Genomic DNA, 17,842 nt, shown 5'->3' on the forward strand with positions numbered 1-17,842 from the left:
GTGAGTCGCCGTCGCCGACCGCGCCAGGTGGCACCCATCGCCGCCGTCCACTATCACCGCCGCCGCGGGCGACGTTACCGGCACGGAATCGAATCTCACGTACCGCGCGGCTTGGCGCGATGCGTGGCGGTCGCCGACCACGGATCGTCGGGCCACGGATGCTTCGGATACCGCCCCTTCATCTCCTTCCTGACCTCCGGGTAGGTGCGATCCCAGAAGCCGCGCAGGTCGCCGGTGATCTGCAGTGGCTTGCCGCCTGGCGACAGCAGGTGCAGCGTCAGCGGCACCCGGCCATTGGCGATCCGCGGCGTGTCGGCCAGCCCGAACAGCTCCTGCAGCTTGACCGCGAGCACCGGCGCGTTTGCGCTGCCGGCGGGGTCATCGAAGCCGTACGCGATGCGCCGCTCCATCCCCGACGGCACCGTGATGCGCGTTGGCGCGAGCGCGTCGACCTGCTGCCGCGCGGCCCAGGCCAGCGGCGCCTTTAGCGCCTCGCTCAGCGCGTCCTCGCCGAGCGCGTCGAGCCGGGTCTTGCCCGCCAGCGCCGGCTTGAGCCACTGCTCCAGCGTCGCCAGCAGGGCGGCGTCGGACAGGTCCGGCAGCGCGGCGTCGCCGTGCGCGAGTTCCGGCAGCCACGCGCGCAGGCTGCGCACGCGCGCGCGCCACTGCGACAACGATTCGCTCCATGGCAAGGCGTCGAGTCCGAGCTGGCGCACCGCATCGAGCAGCGCGTCGGCGTAGCGCGCCGGATCGGGTTTCGCCAGCGGCCGGGACTCGAGCACGATCCGGTCGTAACGGCGTTCGCGCACGGCCGAGATTCCGCGCGTGGCCGCATCCCAGAGCACCCGGTCCTCGCTGACGAAGCGCTGCCGGAACTCGCGCTGCAGTCGCGCCTCGTCGAGCGGCGCGGCGCGCAGAACGCGCGCATCGCGCGGGTCGTCGCGCAGTTCGTTGATCACCAGCCATGGCTCGCCGTACAACGCGCTGTCGTCGAACAGCCGCGCGCTGCGGCCGTTGGCGAGCTGGTAGCGCTGCGCGTCGGTCGGGTGCTGGCGCGCGATGCGGTCTGGGAACGCGTGCAGCAGCAGGTCGCCGAGCGCGTGCGCGGGCACGCTGCCCGGCGGCGCGGCGTCGATGCGCAACCGGCGCCGCCACTGTTTCGCGGCCTGGTCGATCGCGGCCAGCGCCGAACGCGTAGCGTCGACCGGCGCGCGGCCGGCGCGGAACGCGGCGAGCGCCTGCCAGCGCGCGGCAAGCGCATCGCCGCCTTGTCGCAGCGGATCGCGGGCCTCGACCAGCGCGGCCAAGTCGCAGGCCAGCGCGCGTTCGCCGACGTCGCTCGGAGCGAGCAGCATCGCTGCCAGCCGCGGGTGGGTGCCGAGCGCGAGCATGCGCCGGCCCAGCGCCGTGATCCGGCCGTCGTCGGGCGCGCTGCCGTCGAGCGCGCCGAGCCGTTGCAGCAGTTCGCGCGCGGCGGCCAGCGCGCCCGGCGGTGGCGCGTCGACGAAGCGCAGGTTCGCATCGCCCCATGCGGCCAGCTCCAGCGCCAGCCCGGCCAGTTCGACCTGGGCGATCTCGGGCCGGCGCTGCGGCTCCAGCCGTTGCGACTGCGGCCACAGCCGGTAGGTCCAGCCTTCGGCGACGCGCCCGGCGCGGCCGGCGCGCTGGTCGGCCGAGGCCTGCGCGATCGCGACCACGTCCAGACGCGCGAAGCCGCTGTTGGGGTCGTAGCGCGGCTCGCGCGCGAGCCCGGCATCGATCACCACGCGCACGCCGGGCAGGGTCACGCTGGACTCGGCGACGTTGGTCGCCAGCACCACCCGACGGCGGCCGTCGGGGTCGGGTTGCAGCACGCGTGCCTGCTGCTCGACCGGCAGCTCGCCATGCAACTGCAGCACGTCGACGTCGACGTCGACATCGGCGGCGGCGGCGAGCGCCGCCTGGGCGCGCGCGATCTCGCGCTGGCCCGGCAGGAACACCAGCACGTCGCCAGGATGGCTGGCCAGCGCGTGCTCGACCGCGCGCCGCGTCTGCTGCTCGAGCTTCTCGTCGCGACGCGCGGGGAAGTGCGCGATCGACACCGGGTAACTGCGTCCGGCGCTGCTCAATCGCGGCGCGTCGAGGAACGTCGCCAGCCGCTCGCCATCGAGGGTCGCCGACATCACCACGATCCGCAGGTCGTCGCGCACGCTGGCCTGCACGTCGAGCGCGAGCGCCAGGCCGAGGTCAGCGGCCAAATGGCGTTCGTGGAACTCGTCGAACAGCAACGCGCCGACGCCTTCCAGGGTCGGGTCGTCCTGGATCATGCGGGTGAGGATGCCCTCGGTGACGACCTCGATCCGGGTCGCATTGGAGACCTTGTTCTCGAAGCGGATCCGGTAGCCGACCGTCGCGCCCGGTTGCTCGCCGCGTTGCGCGGCCATGAACGTCGCGGCCGCGCGCGTGGCGACCCGGCGCGGCTCGAGCATCACGATCCGGCGGCCCTGCAGCCACGGCGCGTCGAGCAGCGCCGGCGGTACCTGGGTGGTCTTGCCGGCGCCCGGTGGCGCCTCCAGCACCAGCCGCGGGTGCACGGCGAGGCTGGCGTGGATTTGCGGCAGCAGGTCGTCGATGGGGAAGGTCGGGGATTGCACGCGGGCAGGATACGCGGCGCCGCAAACCGGCCGACGTAGGAGCGGCTTCGGCCGCGAGCGGTTGCGGTTGCAGTTGCCGGCGAGGGCCTCAGAGCTCGCGGCTGAAGCCGCTCCTACGCTGCGCAGCGAGTCCTCTTGGGGGACGCCCCGAAGGCAGTCCCCTAGGGGGACAAGGGCGCCAGCGACGGGATTGCTAGACTTCCGGCGCGCCGCGACGGCACTCGCATGCCGAGTAGCTCAACGCGCCGCAGCGCGCCGTGACACCCGCCCACCTGGACACTGCTTGATGATGTCGGACATGCAATTAATCGATATCGGGGCGAACCTCACCCACGACTCCTTCGACCCCGACCGCGACGCGGTGCTGCAGCGCGGCCGCGACGCCGGCGTGGTGCAGATGGTGGTCACCGGCGCCAGCCGCGAGCATTCGCCCCAAGCGCTCAAGCTCGCCCAGCAGCACCCCGGCGAGCTGTTCGCGACCGCCGGCGTGCACCCGCACCACGCCAGCGAGTACACCGCCGAATGCGACGCCGAGCTGCGCGAGCTGCACGCGCATGCCGAGGTGGTCGCGGTCGGCGAATGCGGGCTGGACTACTTCCGCGATTTCTCGCCGCGACCGGCACAGCGGCGCGCGTTCGAACTGCAGCTGCAGATCGCGGTCGACACGCGCAAGCCGCTGTTCCTGCACCAGCGCGACGCGCACGCCGACTTCGTGTCGATGCTGCGCAATTTCGACGGCCGCCTCGGCCCGGCGGTGGTGCACTGCTTCACCGGCACGCGCGCGGAGCTGTTCGACTGCCTCGACCAGGACTGGCACATCGGCATCACCGGCTGGCTGTGCGACGAACGCCGCGGCCAGCACCTGCGCGAGCTGGTGAAACACATTCCGGCGAACCGGCTGATGATCGAGACCGATGCGCCGTACCTGCTGCCGCGCACGGTGAAACCGGCGCCCTCGCACCGCCGCAACGAGCCGATGTACCTGGCGCACATCGTCGCCGAGCTCGCGCGCGACCGCGGCGAGGACGTCGCGGTGACCGCGGCCGCCTGCACCGCGACCACCCGCGCGTTCTTCCGCCTGCCCGAGCCCAACGCATGAGCGCCTCCACCGTTGCCACACCGCCCGTCGCCGCAGCGCGCCCGCCGGCCGCGTTTCCGCTCGCGCTAGGCGCCTGCCTGCTGGCGATCTCGCTGCTGACCGCGGTCGTGGTCGGCGCGCTGACGCCGACCACCGGCATGACCGCGGTGCAGACGGTCGGGCAATGGCTGGGCTGGTTCTGCGGGGTCGGCCTGCTGGTCGCGATCAACGTCGCGCTGGCCACCAGCCTGGTCGCGCGCCGCGGCAGCCCGCGCCGGTTCGCGCTGGCGCTGGTGGCCGCGGCGCTGGTGTTCTACGCCGGCTCGTTCGCGCTGTCGTTGGCGCGCGGCTGGGCGCTGCAGGCGTGGGTCGCCGCGCACCCGGACAGCACGCGCCTGGCGATGGCGTGGTTGCCGTTCGTGTCGGTGCTGCAGATGCTGCTGGTGGCGGCGCTCGGGCTGCTGCTGGCCTGGCGGCTCGGCGGCCGCGGGCCGTTGCCGCAGGGATGGTCGATCCGGGCGCGGCGCGCGTTTGGCGTAGTGGTCGGGTTCGCGGCCTGCATCGGCCTGCTGCCGCTGCAGGGCCGGCTGCTGGCAATGCTCGACGTGGTCTCGCTGGACCTGCTGCAGAACGGGCTGCCATTCCTGGCGGTGACCCTTGGCGCGGTGCACGGCCTGGCCTGGGGCGTGGCCCCGGCGCGGCACGGCAGTGGCGCGTGGCCGGCGTTCTGGTCGGCGGCGCTGGTCGGGCCGCTGTTGCTGGGGATCGCGTGGGGATCGCCGTTCCTGCTCCGCCACGCCGGTTCCACCGGCGTCAGCATGTTCGCGGGCGCGCTGCTGCTGGCCTGCCCGTTGCTGGCGTGGGTGCTGGTGCGCGCGACCAGCGCCCGGCTGCGGCGCGCGCAACCCGGCTGAATACACCGGCGCCGCCTCCAGGCGAACCGCCCGGACGGCGCCAGTCGGCGCGCCTCAACGACCGGCGAGCCGCCGCTCCGGGCGCTCGGTCCGTCGCGCCTCGCGCGCCGGCGCCAGCACCAGGTGGACTTCGTCGACACCGCGCTGGCACAGCCGCTGGCTGTTGACCATCAACCGCGAGCGCGCGTTGTAGACCTGGCCGAGGTTGTCGTGGCCGGTCAGCCGCGCGACCTGCTGCTGGCTGGGCAGGGTCGGGTTGGCGCAATCGATCAGGATCGTGGTCGATTCCGCCGACGATTGGGTGGCGAAGGCGGCCAGCGGGAGGGCGCCGGCCAGGGCGAGGATCAGGATCTTGGCGTTCATTGCGGGGGCTCCGGAGGGAATCGGGTCGACTCCCCCTGCGGTAGCGGAAACCCGCGCCACGATTACCACCGGCCCAGCGCGCGCATCCGGGTCGCCAGCGCGCGCCGCGCGCGGTCGCCCGGGACCGCCCGAACGCTGCATACGCGACGGTGCCGTGCTCGCACTCCAGCCGCGCGCCCGGGCATGCCGCCCAGACACAAGAAGGCCCCGGTGCCTGGCACCGGGGCCTGGTCCAGCCACGGCTCAGCGAGCGCTCAGTACTTCCACTCGAACGCGAGGTTATAGCGTCGGCCGAGGATGTCGTAGACACCTATGCCGGCGCCGAAGCCGGGGAACGGCGGCTCCTCGTCGAGCAGGTTGCTGATCGCCAGCCGCACCATCATCTGGTCGCTGAACTTGTAGCTGGCGCCGCCATTGAGCAGCCAGTAGCTGTCGACGCGGGGGATGTCCCGGGTCTCCGGCGTGTCCTGCACATTGAAGGCGGCGCTGCTCTGGTAGTTGGCCGACAGGTTCAGCCCCAGCTTGCGACCCTCCCAGGCGCCGCTGAACTGGTACTGCCGTTCCGAGGTGCCGATCTCGCCCACGGCCGGATTCGGGCTGACGCCGGTCGCATCGATGGTCAGCTCCTTCGGGAAGTAGCCGGAAAAACCGACGGCGAAGCGGCCAAACCGGTCGGTATCGAACGCGTAGCGGACTTCCGCCGAGTACGCCTCCATGTCGAAGAACTTGCCGTTGACGAAGCCGCTGGTGAACGTGGTGGCCTGGCCCGGGGCCGCGCTGCCCGGCGCGTTGCGGACGATCTGGCTGCAGAACGCGTTGGCATTGGGCACGTCGGCGGCGTTGAAGTCTTCGTTGTCGAAGCAGGCCGACGCGAGTTGCGATGCGAGCAGGCTGGTGATGACGTCCTCGATCTCGATCTTGTAGTAGTCGGCCGCGACCGTCAGGCCTTCCAGGAACGATGGCGCCCAGGTGAAGCCGTAGGTCAACGAATCGGCGGACTCGTTCTGCAGGTTGGGATTGCCGCCGGAAACGCCCTGGATCGTGGCGCCAGCGGCATTGGAGGTGAACGTGCTCAGGCCGTAGAAGCCTAAGAACGCCTGGCAATTGCGCGCGCGCGCGGTCGGGTTCGGGCCGCCGCTGATGAAGCGAGAATCGCAGGGGTCTCCGGTGACGATCTGGAACGACGTCGCCTGCGGCAGGAACAGTTCGGTGATCGCCGGCGCGCGGATCGAGCGGGTGAAGTTGCCGCGCAGCTCCAGGTCGTTGATCGGCTTGAACTGCAGGCCATAGGTGTAGATGTCGGCCTTGCCGTTGATGGTGTTGTCGACCGAGCGGTACTTGCCGATCAGGTCGAGCTTCTTCAGCAGCGGCAGGTCGGCATCGGGGTTGACCAGCGGGAAGATGAACTCGCCGAAGAACTCGTCGGTCTTGTAGCTGCCGCGCAGCGGCGTGATCGGCACCGAGCGGCCCAGGCCCGCCTCCAGGAAATCGTCCGGGTCGAACAGGCCGCTTTCCTTGCGGTGCTCGTAACCGATGTTGTAGAGCAGCGGACCGCTCCACAGGTCGAACAGCGTGCTCGACAGGTTGACGTTGTAGACCTCCTGTTCGAGCAATGCCTGGGTCTGTGTGGTCCGCGTCACGTACTGCCGGGCGGCGGCACTGGGCCGGCCTTCACCGAACAGGTCCAGCGGCACGCAGTTGGGGTCCGGCCGCGGCGTGTTGCCGCCGGGAATCACCAGCCCCGGGATCGGCACGCCCGCGCACACCACCTGGCCGCTCGCGTTGCGCACCACGTTGAGCGAGTTGATGAAGTTCTGCTGGACCAGCGAGGTGCCGTAGGACTTCGCATCGCTGCGGCCGTAGTTGGCCGACGCTTCCCAATAGAACACGCGGTCGGCGAGCTCGAAGTCGCCTTCCAGGCCGACCACCGCGCGTCCCAGCTCGGTGGTGCCGCTGCCGTTGTTGGTCACCAGGTCGCGCGAGGCCCGCGACAGGTTAAACGCGGTAACGCCCAACCCCGCCAGCGTGGCACGCGCCTGGTCGGTCAGCGTCGGGTAGGTGCTGGGGAATCGAATCTGGCCGCTCAGACCACCGAACAACGGCGAATTGAACGCGTACTGGGCCACCAGTTCCTTGCTCTCGGCCGAATAGAACTGCCCCTCGAAGAACAGGTCGACCGCGTCGGTCAGGCCCCAGCGCGCGGTGGTCAGGAACGACATCCGCTCCAGGTCCGAGGTGATCTGGCCGGCCTCGACCAGGTCCAGGCCATCGCCACCGCTGGCGTCGACCGCCGAGAACGTGCTGCCGGGGTTGTAGGGCACCAGGTTGCCGCCCGGGTCGAAGGCCAGGACGGTGTTGCCGCCGGGGCCGAAGCCGCCGGGCCGCAGGTTGGACGATCCCGGCGCGAACGGGCCGGAGATCGGCGAGATCAGGCCGCCGAACGGGGTGGTCCAGATGCGGCGGTTGGTGATCAGCACGCCGTTGGGGATGCCGTCGCCGGCGGTGGGCGTGTTGAAGGGAACGTTCGGGTTGAAGCGGCCGTCGTTGCCCGGCGTGCGCCCCGGAAACTGCGCCAGCTGGCCGGCCGTCGGATTGGTGGCGTTGAAGAAGCCGGCGGCGAAGAAGTCGCGGTCTTTCTGCAGCACGCCGTCGACATTGTCGAAGGACAGCGAGAACGTCACGTTGCCGCGGTCGTCCTCGCCAAAATTGCTGCCAATCACTGCAAACGCGTTGTAGCGGTGGTTGTCGCCCTCCTCGGTCACGCCGTAGCTGGTGCCGAATTCCACGCCCTCGTAGTCCTTGCGCAGGATCACGTTGACCACGCCGGCGATGGCGTCGGCGCCGTAGGTCGGGGCGCCGCCGATGGCGAGGTTCTCCACGCGCTCGACCATCGCGGTCGGAATCGCATTGAGGTCGACCTGGATGCCCGGAGCGCCGGGACCAAACAGGCTGGGGGCATTGCTGGAAACGAAGCGGCGGCCGTTGACCAGGGTCAGCGTGCGGTTGCTGCCCAGGCCGAAGCGGTTGACGAAGTTGACGCCGACGCCAAAGCCCGACTGCGCCCCCTCCGGCGTCACGCCGACACCGAAGCCGGGAATCTCGTTGAGCGCATCGGCGACATTGGTGATGCCGCGTTCGTCGATGTACTCGCGCGTGACCACGGTCGCCGGCTCCAGGGTGTCGAAGCCGGCGCGGCGGATGCGTGAACCGGTGACGACGATCGCGTCCAGATCGGTCGCCTGCTCGGCGGTTTGCGGGCTGTCCTCAGCAGGAGGCGGTTGCGGCGCCTGCTGTGCGTAGGCCGGCGCGGCCAGGACCAACACGATTCCCAACATCAGCGGGCGGCGACGGAACGACGGCCCGACCAAGCGAGTGCTCGACATGCCCCTTCTCCCTGAACCGAATCAGTTAACGAACTGGCCACACCGTCACGGTGTTCTCGCCAGATAACGCAAAACTTACTTCGGTACAAGTGCCGGGGCCGGCAATTGGATTTTCCGGGCGGCCTGCCTGTTTCAGCTGCGCAACCCGACCCCCCGCTTGAGCAGCCACAGCCCCAGCGCTGCCAGCACGACCACGAAGCCGAGCATCAGCGCGTACGCGACCGCGACCGGCACGTCGCTGGTGCCGAGCAGGCCATAGCGGAACGCGTTGACCATGTAGAACACCGGGTTGGCGTGGGTCGCCGCCTCGGCCCAGTCGGGCAGCAGCTTGACCGAATAGAACACGCCCCCCAGGTAGGTCAGCGGGGTCAGGATGAAGGTCGGGACGATCGCGATGTCGTCGAACTTCTTGGCATAGACCGCGTTGACGAAGCCGGCCAGGGCGAAGATCGTCGCCCCCAAAAGCACCGTGGTGAACGTCACCAGCGGGTGCGGCACCCGGACCTTGGTGAACAGCATCGCGATGCACAGCACGATCGCGCCGACCATCAGCCCGCGCAGCACCGCTCCGGCGACATAGCCGGTCAGGATCACCCAGTTCGGCATCGGGCTGACCAGCAGCTCCTCGACGTGGCGGCCGAACTTGGCGCCGAAGAAACTCGAGGAGATGTTGCCGTAGCTGTTCTGGATCACGCTCATCATCACCAGGCCCGGGACGATGAACTCCATGTAGCTGTAGCCGCCCATGTCGCCGATCCGCGAGCCGATCAGGCCACCGAAGATCAGGAAGTACAGGGTCATGGTGATCGCCGGCGGCACCAGGGTCTGGCCCCAGATGCGCAGGATGCGGTTGATCTCGCGGCGCACGATCGTGCCCAGCGCGACCAGGTTGCGTTGCGCGTCGCTGCGCGCGGCGGGCGGGTGGGCGGTGCTCATGCGACCTGCTCCGGGGCGGCGGGGACGTCGTTGCCGAGCGGGCCCTTGTCCGCGTTCTCGCCGGTCAGGCGCACGAACAGTTCCTCCAGGCGGTTGGACTTGGTGCGCATCGAGCGCACGCGGATGCCGGCGTCGCCCAAGGTGGCGAACACGCGGTTGAGGTCCATCGCGCGCGGCATCTCCAGGTCGAGGGTGTGGTCGTCGCTGGCGACGAGCGTGGTGCCCTCGATCCGCGGCAGCGTCGCCGGCAGGGTGCCGTCGATGTCGAGCACGAAGCCCTCGATGTCGAGCATCGCCAGCAGCGCCTTCATCGGTCCCTGCTGGACGATGCGGCCGCGGTCGATGATCGCCAGGTTGCGGCACAGGCTCTCGGCTTCCTCGAGGTAGTGGGTGGTGAGGATGATCGTGGTGCCGGCGGCGTTGATCTCCTTGAGCGTCTTCCACATGCCGCGGCGGATCTCGATGTCGACGCCGGCGGTGGGCTCGTCGAGGATCAGCAGGCGTGGCCGCGTCATCATCGCGCGCGCGATCATCAGTCGCCGCTTCATGCCGCCCGACAGCGTGCGGCTCATCATCTGCGCCTTGTCCCACAGCTGCGCGCGCTTGAGTTCTTCCTCCGCGCGGAGCACCGCCTCGGCGCGCGGCACGCCGTAGAAGCCGGCGTAGTTGGTGAGGATGTCGAGCGGCTTCTCGAACATGTTGAAGTTCAGTTCCTGCGGCACCAGCCCGATCAGGCGCATCGCGGCGCTGCGGTCGGCGACCAGGTCGGTGCCGAAGATGCTCACCGAGCCGGCGCTGAGGTTGACCAGCGAGCTGACGATGCCGATCAGGGTCGACTTGCCGGCGCCGTTGGGACCGAGCAGGGCGAAGAAATCGCCGGGCGCGACGTCGAGCGACACGCCCTTGAGCGCCTCCACGCGGTTGTCGTAGGTCTTGCGCAAATCGCGCACCGACAGCGCCGGTGCAGCGGTCGAAACCGCCTGGTTCTGGGTCATCTGGAAGGCCTGCGCCGCGAGCCGCGCGGCGATTGCCGGTAGTATAGGCGGCCCCGTGGCGACGCTCTGGCCACGCCGTGTTCCCAGGTTCCGCGTGGCCATCCAGCACTTCCCCCTGAAGCTCGTATCGCGCCGCATGCTGGCGCCCACGGTCGGCCACTACGCGTTCGTGCGCGACGACGGGCAGCCGCTGGACTACATCCCCGGCCAGTTCATCCAGGTGCACTTCCACTACGCCGACGGCACCCCGACCAAGCGCAGCTACTCGCTGGCGACCATCCACGACCACGCGATGGGTCCTGGCGAGGCGGTCGAGATCGCGGTCAGCTACGTCGCCGGCGGCGCGGCCACAGCGTTGTTCGAAGGCCTCGGCGATGGCGGCACGATCGACGCGAGCGGGCCGTTCGGGCGCTTCTGCCTGATGCCGGCCGATGCCAACCGGCGCTACCTGCTGATCGGCACCGGCACCGGCGTGACCCCGTACCGCGCGATGCTGCCGCAGCTCGAAGCATTGATTCGCGACCGCAATATCGAAGTCGTGTTGCTGTTCGGCGCGCGAACCCCGGTCGAGCTGCTGTACGGCGACGAGTTCCGCGCGTTCGCCGACGCCCATCCGAACTTCCGCTTCGTGCCGTGCTTCTCGCGCGAGTTGCCGGCGGCCGGATCGGCGCACGCGCACGCCGACGTGCGCCACGGCTACGTGCAGCAGTTCATCGACGAGTTCGCGCCCAGCGCCGAGGGCGACATCGCCTACCTGTGCGGCAACCCGAACATGGTCGACGCCTGCTTCGAGGCGCTCAAGGGCCACGGGCTGGCGGTGCCGCAGATTCGCCGCGAGAAGTACGTCAGCAGCAAGTAGGCGATCGCGCATCGCCGGCCACGCGGCGCGCGTTGCGCCCGCCGCGAAGGTCGTCGCCCGCGGCTCGCCAGCGCACAGCGCCGCCGCCATCGGTCACATTTTCCGCGCCGCCTGCGTCTGTCATCCTTGAAGGCGATACGCCTCAGGACGCAAAGGGACCCATGCGCACGACCCGACTATTGACCGCGGCCCTTGCCGCGGCCGCGCTGCTGGCTGGTTGCGACAGCAAGCCCGCGGACAAGAAAGCCACGGCCGCTCCCGCGGTGACCCGCCAGTTCGGCCAGATCGCGTTCGCGCCGTGCTCGCTGACCAGCCCCGGCGCGGCCGCGGCGATCGATGCGCACTGCGCGACGTTCGCCGTGCCCGAGAACCGCGCCGCACCGAACGGTCGCAAGATCGCCTTGAACCTGGCCTGGCTGCCGGCCACCGACAAGGGCGGCGCGACCGCCGACCCGGTGCTGTTCCTCGCCGGCGGTCCCGGCCAGGCCGCCGCGCAACTGGCCGGCACGGTGGCCGGCCCGCTGCGCGACGTGCTCAAGCAGCGCGACGTGGTGTTCGTCGACCAGCGCGGCACCGGCAAGTCCAACCCGCTCGATTGCCAGGACGCGACCGGCAAGGCGCTAACGATCGCCGACGACGCCGATGCCAGCGCGGTCGCCACGTTCGCCGCGCAGTGCGCGCAAGGCCTGGCTGGCAAGGCCGACCCGCGCTTCTACACCACCGGCGAGGCGATCGCCGACCTCGACGCAATCCGTGCCGCGCTCGGCGCGGAGCAGGTCAACCTGATCGGCGTGTCGTACGGCACCCGCGTCGCCCAGCAGTACGCGGCGCGCTACCCGGCGCACACCCGCGCGATCGTGCTCGATGGCGTGGCGCCCAACGACCTGGTGGTCGGTGGCGAGTTCGCGCGCACGTTCGAACGCGCACTGCGCCTGCAGGTACAGCAATGCCAGGCGCTGCCCAGCTGCAAGGCGCGCTTCCCCACCGACTTGCGTGCGCAGCTGCGCACGCTCAAGACCCGCCTGGAGACTGCGCCGGTCGAGGTCGAGTACCGCGACCCCGCCACCGGCGCGAGCAAGCGCGACACGCTCAACGCCGACACCGTGGTCGGCCTGACCCACCTGTTCTCGTACATGCCGCAGATGGCCGCGTTGCTGCCGCTGGTGCTCGACGAGGCTGAGCACGGCCGCTACGCGTCGCTGATGTCGCTGGCGCAGATGATGAACCAGGAGGTCGGCGAGCAGATGACCCGCGGCATGCAGTGGTCGGTGATCTGCGCCGAGGACGCGGACCGCTACCGCGCCGATCCGGCCGACGCCGACACCGTGCTCGGCAGCGCCATGGGCGACGCGTTCTTCGCCGCGTGCAAGTCGTGGCCGACCGGCACGCGCGCGAAGAACTTCACCACACCGCTGCAGTCGCCGGTGCCGGCGCTGCTGGTGTCGGGCGAGATCGATCCGGTCACCCCGCCCGCCTACGGCGAGCGCGTGCTCAAGGGCCTGCCCAAGGGCCGCCACCTGGTGCTCGATGGCCAGGGCCACAACGTGCTCGGCGTGGGCTGCATGCCCAAGCTGGTCGGCCAGTTCATCGAAGCGGCCGACGCCAAGGCGCTCGATACCAAGTGCCTCGACGCGATCGGCTACGTGCCGCCGTTCACCACCTTCAACGGCTGGGAACCGTGAGGAAGCAACAGCGGGAACTGGGAACAGGGCACAGGGAAGCAACCGCAATAGCGCGATTGCGTCCCGACCCGATTCCCTCGCTTCCGGCTTTTGCTTCCCTGTTCCCTATCCTCTGTTCCCGCCTCTTCTCGAGCCCCCACCCATGATCACCGCACAAGACCTGCACAAGGCCTTCAAGACCAAGACCGGCACCGTCAAGGCGGTCGATGGCGTCGATTTCGAGGCCCGCGACGGCCAGATCACCGGCCTGCTCGGCCCCAACGGCGCCGGCAAGACCACCACGCTGCGCATGCTCTACACGCTGATGAAGCCCGACAGCGGCCAGGTGCTGGTCGACGGCATCGATGCCGCGCGCGACCCGGCCGCGGTGCGGCGCGCGTTGGGCGTGCTGCCCGATGCGCGCGGCGTCTACAAGCGCCTGACCGCGCGCGAGAACATCACCTACTTCGGCGAACTGCACGGCCTGTCGAAGGCCACCATCGCGCAGCGCACGCAGGCGCTGTCGGCGGCGCTGGACATGGGCGAGATCCTCGACCGTCAGACCGAGGGCTTCTCGCAAGGCCAGCGCACCAAGACCGCGATCGCGCGTGCGCTGGTGCACGACCCGAAGAACGTGATCCTCGACGAGCCCACCAACGGCCTGGACGTGATGACCACGCGCGCGATGCGCGGCTTCCTCAAGCAACTGCGCGACGAGGGCCGCTGCGTGATCTTCTCCAGCCACATCATGCAGGAGGTCGCCGCGCTGTGTGACCGCATCGTCATCATCGCCAAGGGCCAGGTGGTCGCCGCCGGCAGCGCCGACGAACTGCGCGCGCGCTTCGGCGAGGACAACCTCGAGGACGCCTTCGTCCAGGCGATCGGTTCCGAGGAGGGCCTGCACGCATGACTTCCACCCACCACAAGAGCAACGTCTTCGCCGCGCTGTGGGCGGTGATGCGCAAGGAACTGCTCGACGTCTCGCGCGACCGTCGCACGCTCGCACTTGCCTTGTTGCTCGGTCCGATCCTGTACCCGGTGCTGATGCTCGGCATGGGCGCGCTGGCCGAGAACCGCCAGAAGACCCAGCTCGACAAGGTGCTCGAAGTGCCGGTGATCGGCGCCGAACGCGCGCCGAACCTGGTCGCGTTCCTGGCCACCCACGGCATCGTCGCGACCAAGCCACCGGCCGACCTGGATGCCGCGATCGCGCGCCAGGACATCGACGTGGCCCTGCAGATCGACGCCGACTATGCGAAGGACTGGCGTGCCGGCCGGCCGGCGCTGATCCAGGTCGTGCAGGACAGCACCCGCCGCAACGCCGAGATCCCGAGCGCGCGCCTGCGCGCCGCGCTCACCGCCTACCGCGACCAGGTCGGGGCGCTGCGGCTGATGGCGCGCGGCATCGACCCGTCGGTCACGCGCGCGGTCAACCTCGGCAACCGCGACCTCGCCACCGAGGACGCCAAGCGCGGCCAGCTGCTCGCGGTGCTGCTGCCTTACCTGCTGATCCTGACCTCGTTCATCGGCGGCGCGTACCTGATCCTCGATGCCACCGCCGGCGAGCGCGAACGGCAATCGCTGGAGCCGCTGTTGGCGACCCCGGCCACGCGCGGCGCGATCGTCAGCGGCAAGATCGCTGCGGCCTGCTCGTTGGGATTGCTGTCGCTGCTGCTGACTTTGCTGGCATTCAAGCTCAGTGCGCAGATGGCGACCAGCGCCGGGGCAATGCTCGATGTCAGCTTCGTTGCGATCGGCAAGATGCTGCTGGTGCTGCTGCCGATGGTGTTCATCGGCACCTCGCTGCTGACCTACCTGGCCGCGTCGGCGAAAAGCATGAAGGAGGCGCAGAGCCACATGACCTGGCTGATGCTGCTGCCGATGCTGCCGACCTTCGTGCTGCTGGTGAACCCGATCAAGACCCAGCTGTGGCAGTTCGCGGTGCCGTTCCTGGCGCAGAACCAGCTGCTGCTCAAGGTGATCCGCGGCGAGGCGATCGACGCCCAGACCTGGGGCATCTACCTGGCGGCCGGCTTCGGCCTGGCCGCGGTGCTGTGGTTCGCGGCGGTGCGCCGCTACCACCAGGAAAAACTGGCGATCTCCGGCTGACGCGGCCGCGATCGCGAAACGAGAAGCCCGGCTCAGGCCGGGCTTTTTTTGGCATGACCCACAGCAAGCACACCGCCATGAAAGCGCGGTTGCCATCGCGCTTGTTGCTGCCGTTGCCGCTGCGGTCGCAGTTGTTCTTGCTCGTCATCCCCGCGAAGGCGGGGATCCAGCGACTTAAGTCTTTCTTGAGGTTGGGGTTGCGGGATCAAGGTCCACAGCAACAGGCGCAAAGGCAAAGGCAAAGGCAAAGGCAAAAACGAAAGCGAAAGCGAAAGCGAAAGCGCGATCAGAACAGATCGCCCTGCGGCGACGGCTTGCGCGGCGCCACGAACCGGCTCGTATCCAGCGGCGGCAGCCGCCCATAACCCAGGCGCTGGTGCGCCTTGCGGAAGCGCTGCTCGATCAGCTGCGCGAACGGCCCCTGCCCGCGCATGCGCGTGCCGAAAGCGCTGTCGTAGTCCTTGCCGCCGCGCATCTGCCGGATCAGGCTCATCACATGCGCAGCGCGCTCGGGATAGTGCAGTTCCAGCCACTCGCGCCAGACCTGCTTGAGCTCGTGCGGCAGCCGCAGCAGCACGTAGCCGGCGGCGCGCGCGCCGTGTTCGTACGCGGACGCGAGGATGTGCTCGATCTCGGCGTCGGTGATCATCGGTACCACCGGCGCCACCATCACCCCGACCGGCACCCCGGCGTCGCTGAGCGCGCGCATCGCGCGCAGCTTGCCGTGCGGCGCGGTAGCGCGCGGCTCCATCCGCGCGGCCAGATGGTTGTCGAGCGTGGTCACCGAGAAGTACACCGTCACCAGCCGCTCGCGCGCCATCGCGCCGAGCAGGTCGAGGTCGCGCTCGATCAGCGCGCTCTTGGTGATCAGGCTGACCGGGTGCCGGCATTCGGCCAGCACCTCGAGCACCTCGCGGGTGACCCGGTAGCGGCGCTCGATCGGCTGGTAGGCGTCGGTGTTGATGCCCAACGCGATCGGCGACGGCACGTAGCCGGGCTTGGCCAGCTCGTGGCGCAGGCGTTCGGCGGCGTTGGTCTTGGCGTAGAGGCGGGTCTCGAAGTCGAGCCCTGGCGACAGGTCCAGGTAGGCGTGCGACGGCCGCGCGAAACAGTAGACGCAGCCATGCTCGCAGCCGCGGTACGGGTTGAGCGACTGGCTGAAGCCGATGTCCGGGGAGTCGTTGCGGCTGATCACGCTGCGCGCGCGTTCCTGCGTGACCTGGGTCTGCGGCCGTGGCGCATCAACGAGGTCCTCGTAGACCGAGCCCCAGCCGTCGTCGACACCGACCGCGATCGACTTGGCGTAGCGGCCCGGCACGAGGGAAGCGGCGCCGCGGCCCTTGATCGGCGCCTGCGCCTTGCGTGCGTCGTCTTTGCTCGAATCGGCCATGCGCCCTAGGCTAGCCGCGGGGCGTCGCAGCATCCGCGACGACGCGACTGAACTAAACCCTGGAACCCGCATGCGCGACGCGTTGCAAGACCTGTGGCAGGCCGTGGCCACGATCCCGCACATCGGCCTGTACCTCACGCTGGGCTGGCTGGGCTACCTGCTGTGGCTGGGTGGGTGGATCGCGCTGCAGAAGCGCGAGCCGGCCGCGACCCTGAGCTGGCTGATCAGCCTGGCCGCACTGCCCTACCTGGGCTTCCTGATTTACTTCTTCCTGGGTCCGCAGCGGATCGAGCGCCAGCGCCTGCGCCGCACCCGCTCGCGCGCGGCGCTGCCACCCCCGCCGCACGGCTACCTGCCCAGCCCCGAGGCGATCGAGCTGGCGAAGATCGGCCAGGCGACCACCGGCCTGCCGCCGACCACCGCGACCCGCGCCGACCTGCTGATCGACGGCGCCGCCAAGTACACCGCGCTGCTGGCCGCGGTCGCGCAGGCGCGCGAGCACGTCCACCTGGAGTACTACATCTACCTGCCCGACCGCACCGGCACCGCGTTGCGCGACGCGCTGGTCGAACGCGCGCGCGCCGGGGTCAAGGTGCGCCTGCTGCTCGATGCGGTCGGCTCCGGCCCGACCAAGCAGCGCTTCCTGCAGCCGCTGCTCGACGCCGGCGGCGAGGTCGCGTGGTTCCACCCGATGCGGCTGCGCTGGTTCTGGAAGCGGCCGTGGCTGAACCTGCGCACCCACCGCAAGATCGTGGTGATCGACGGCGCGGTCGCGTTCACCGGCGGCATCAACATCACCGACGAGGAGGACGAGCGCCTGCGCGGCGATGCCTACCGCGACCTGCACCTGCGCTTGGAAGGCGACATTGTGGGCGCGCTGCAACTGGTGTTCATCGAGGACTGGGCCTACGCGACCGGGCAGCCGCCGCTGGCACTGCCGCATCGGGCGCCGCAGCCCGGGCCGGTGCCGGCGCAGGTGCTGGTCTCCGGGCCGGATTCGCCGTGGGAGGCGATCCACCGCCTGCACGTCGGCGCGATCCACGCCGCGCGCCGGCGGGTGTGGTTGGTGACGCCGTACTTCGTGCCCGGGGAGGCGGCGATGATGGCGCTGACCTCGGCCGCGCTCGGCGGCCTCGACGTGCGCCTGCTCGTGCCCAAGATGAGCGACAGCAAGCTGGTCACCTACGCCGCGCGCTCGTACTTCGACGACCTGCTCGCGGCCGGCGTCCGGATCCACGAATACGGCCCGCGCCTGCTGCACAGCAAGGCGCTGCTGTGCGACGACGACCTGGCGATCGTCGGCAGCGCCAACTTCGACCACCGCAGCTTCCGCCTCAACTTCGAGGTCTCGGTGCTGTTCCGCGACGCGGCGCTGGTGGCCGCGCTGGCCGAGCTGATCCAGCGCGAATGCGCGCACGCGCCGCGCATCCGCGACGACCGCGCCCGGCCGCTGTGGCGCTCGCGCCTGCCCGAGGCGCTGGCGCGGCTGGTGTCGCCGTTGCTGTGAGCCGGCGCGGCGCG

Annotated in this window: 13 protein-coding genes; 7 read left to right on the forward strand and 6 right to left on the reverse strand. The window is 70.0% G+C overall.

The window, feature by feature from the left end:
- Nucleotides 1-95 precede the first annotated feature (95 nt).
- Nucleotides 96-2,633, reverse strand: a complete 2,538-nt coding sequence (gene hrpB / locus ACFQZQ_RS10280; protein WP_386812696.1) for an ATP-dependent helicase HrpB — start codon at nt 2,631-2,633, stop codon at nt 96-98.
- Between the two features lie 298 nt (nt 2,634-2,931).
- Between hrpB and ACFQZQ_RS10285 the strand changes: the two genes are divergently transcribed.
- Together ACFQZQ_RS10285 and ACFQZQ_RS10290 are read left to right on the forward strand one after the other, a co-directional pair.
- On the forward strand, nt 2,932-3,732 hold the full coding sequence (locus ACFQZQ_RS10285; RefSeq protein ID WP_386812697.1) for a TatD family hydrolase: 801 nt from the start codon (nt 2,932-2,934) through the stop codon (nt 3,730-3,732).
- On the forward strand, nt 3,729-4,625 hold the full coding sequence (locus ACFQZQ_RS10290; protein WP_386812698.1) for a hypothetical protein: 897 nt from the start codon (nt 3,729-3,731) through the stop codon (nt 4,623-4,625). The genes ACFQZQ_RS10285 and ACFQZQ_RS10290 overlap by 4 nt, the downstream gene beginning before the upstream one ends.
- A gap of 54 nt (nt 4,626-4,679) precedes the next feature.
- Here ACFQZQ_RS10290 and ACFQZQ_RS10295 read toward each other — a convergent pair whose 3' ends face one another.
- The 4 genes from ACFQZQ_RS10295 to ACFQZQ_RS10310 all read right to left on the reverse strand — a co-directional run bounded on the left by ACFQZQ_RS10295 (nt 4,680) and on the right by ACFQZQ_RS10310 (nt 10,302).
- Nucleotides 4,680-4,988: a hypothetical protein gene (locus ACFQZQ_RS10295; protein ID WP_386812699.1), complete on the reverse strand. Its 309-nt coding sequence runs from the start codon at nt 4,986-4,988 to the stop codon at nt 4,680-4,682.
- Between the two features lie 254 nt (nt 4,989-5,242).
- A complete protein-coding gene (locus ACFQZQ_RS10300; protein ID WP_386812700.1) occupies nt 5,243-8,371 on the reverse strand; it encodes a TonB-dependent receptor domain-containing protein in 3,129 nt (1,042 codons plus the stop codon).
- A 132-nt stretch (nt 8,372-8,503) separates the two neighbouring features.
- Nucleotides 8,504-9,307 (reverse strand): ABC transporter permease, encoded by an 804-nt coding sequence (locus tag ACFQZQ_RS10305; protein ID WP_386812701.1) that lies wholly within the window; start codon nt 9,305-9,307, stop codon nt 8,504-8,506.
- Nucleotides 9,304-10,302 carry an ABC transporter ATP-binding protein gene (locus ACFQZQ_RS10310; protein WP_386812702.1) on the reverse strand — a complete coding sequence of 333 codons (999 nt, stop codon included), beginning with the start codon at nt 10,300-10,302 and terminating at the stop codon, nt 9,304-9,306. Before ACFQZQ_RS10310 ends, ACFQZQ_RS10305 begins: the two co-directional genes overlap by 4 nt.
- Nucleotides 10,303-10,357: 55 nt before the next feature.
- Here ACFQZQ_RS10310 and ACFQZQ_RS10315 point away from each other — a divergent pair, with 55 nt between their 5' ends.
- The 4 genes from ACFQZQ_RS10315 to ACFQZQ_RS10330 all read left to right on the forward strand — a co-directional run bounded on the left by ACFQZQ_RS10315 (nt 10,358) and on the right by ACFQZQ_RS10330 (nt 14,931).
- Nucleotides 10,358-11,161 carry an FAD-binding oxidoreductase gene (locus ACFQZQ_RS10315; RefSeq protein WP_386812703.1) on the forward strand — a complete coding sequence of 268 codons (804 nt, stop codon included), beginning with the start codon at nt 10,358-10,360 and terminating at the stop codon, nt 11,159-11,161.
- Between the two features lie 161 nt (nt 11,162-11,322).
- Nucleotides 11,323-12,843 carry an alpha/beta hydrolase gene (locus ACFQZQ_RS10320; RefSeq protein ID WP_386812704.1) on the forward strand — a complete coding sequence of 507 codons (1,521 nt, stop codon included), beginning with the start codon at nt 11,323-11,325 and terminating at the stop codon, nt 12,841-12,843.
- Nucleotides 12,844-12,985: 142 nt separating this feature from the next.
- Nucleotides 12,986-13,732, forward strand: coding sequence for an ABC transporter ATP-binding protein (locus ACFQZQ_RS10325; RefSeq protein WP_386812705.1), 747 nt, complete (start codon nt 12,986-12,988; stop codon nt 13,730-13,732).
- Nucleotides 13,729-14,931, forward strand: coding sequence for an ABC transporter permease (locus ACFQZQ_RS10330; protein ID WP_386812706.1), 1,203 nt, complete (start codon nt 13,729-13,731; stop codon nt 14,929-14,931). The genes ACFQZQ_RS10325 and ACFQZQ_RS10330 overlap by 4 nt, the downstream gene beginning before the upstream one ends.
- A 286-nt stretch (nt 14,932-15,217) precedes the next feature.
- Here the strand turns inward: ACFQZQ_RS10330 and ACFQZQ_RS10335 are convergent, their stop codons facing one another.
- Entirely contained in the window at nt 15,218-16,321 is a 1,104-nt protein-coding gene (locus ACFQZQ_RS10335) for a PA0069 family radical SAM protein (RefSeq protein WP_386812707.1), read from the reverse strand.
- Nucleotides 16,322-16,391: 70 nt separating this feature from the next.
- On the opposite strand from ACFQZQ_RS10335, the gene cls reads away from it, so the two are divergent.
- Nucleotides 16,392-17,828: a cardiolipin synthase gene (gene cls / locus ACFQZQ_RS10340; protein ID WP_386812708.1), complete on the forward strand. Its 1,437-nt coding sequence runs from the start codon at nt 16,392-16,394 to the stop codon at nt 17,826-17,828.
- Nucleotides 17,829-17,842: the final 14 nt, after the last annotated feature.

Origin of the sequence: Lysobacter koreensis, assembly GCF_042677045.1 — a bacterium.
In the GTDB taxonomy this organism is placed as follows: domain Bacteria; phylum Pseudomonadota; class Gammaproteobacteria; order Xanthomonadales; family Xanthomonadaceae; genus Lysobacter_K; species Lysobacter_K koreensis.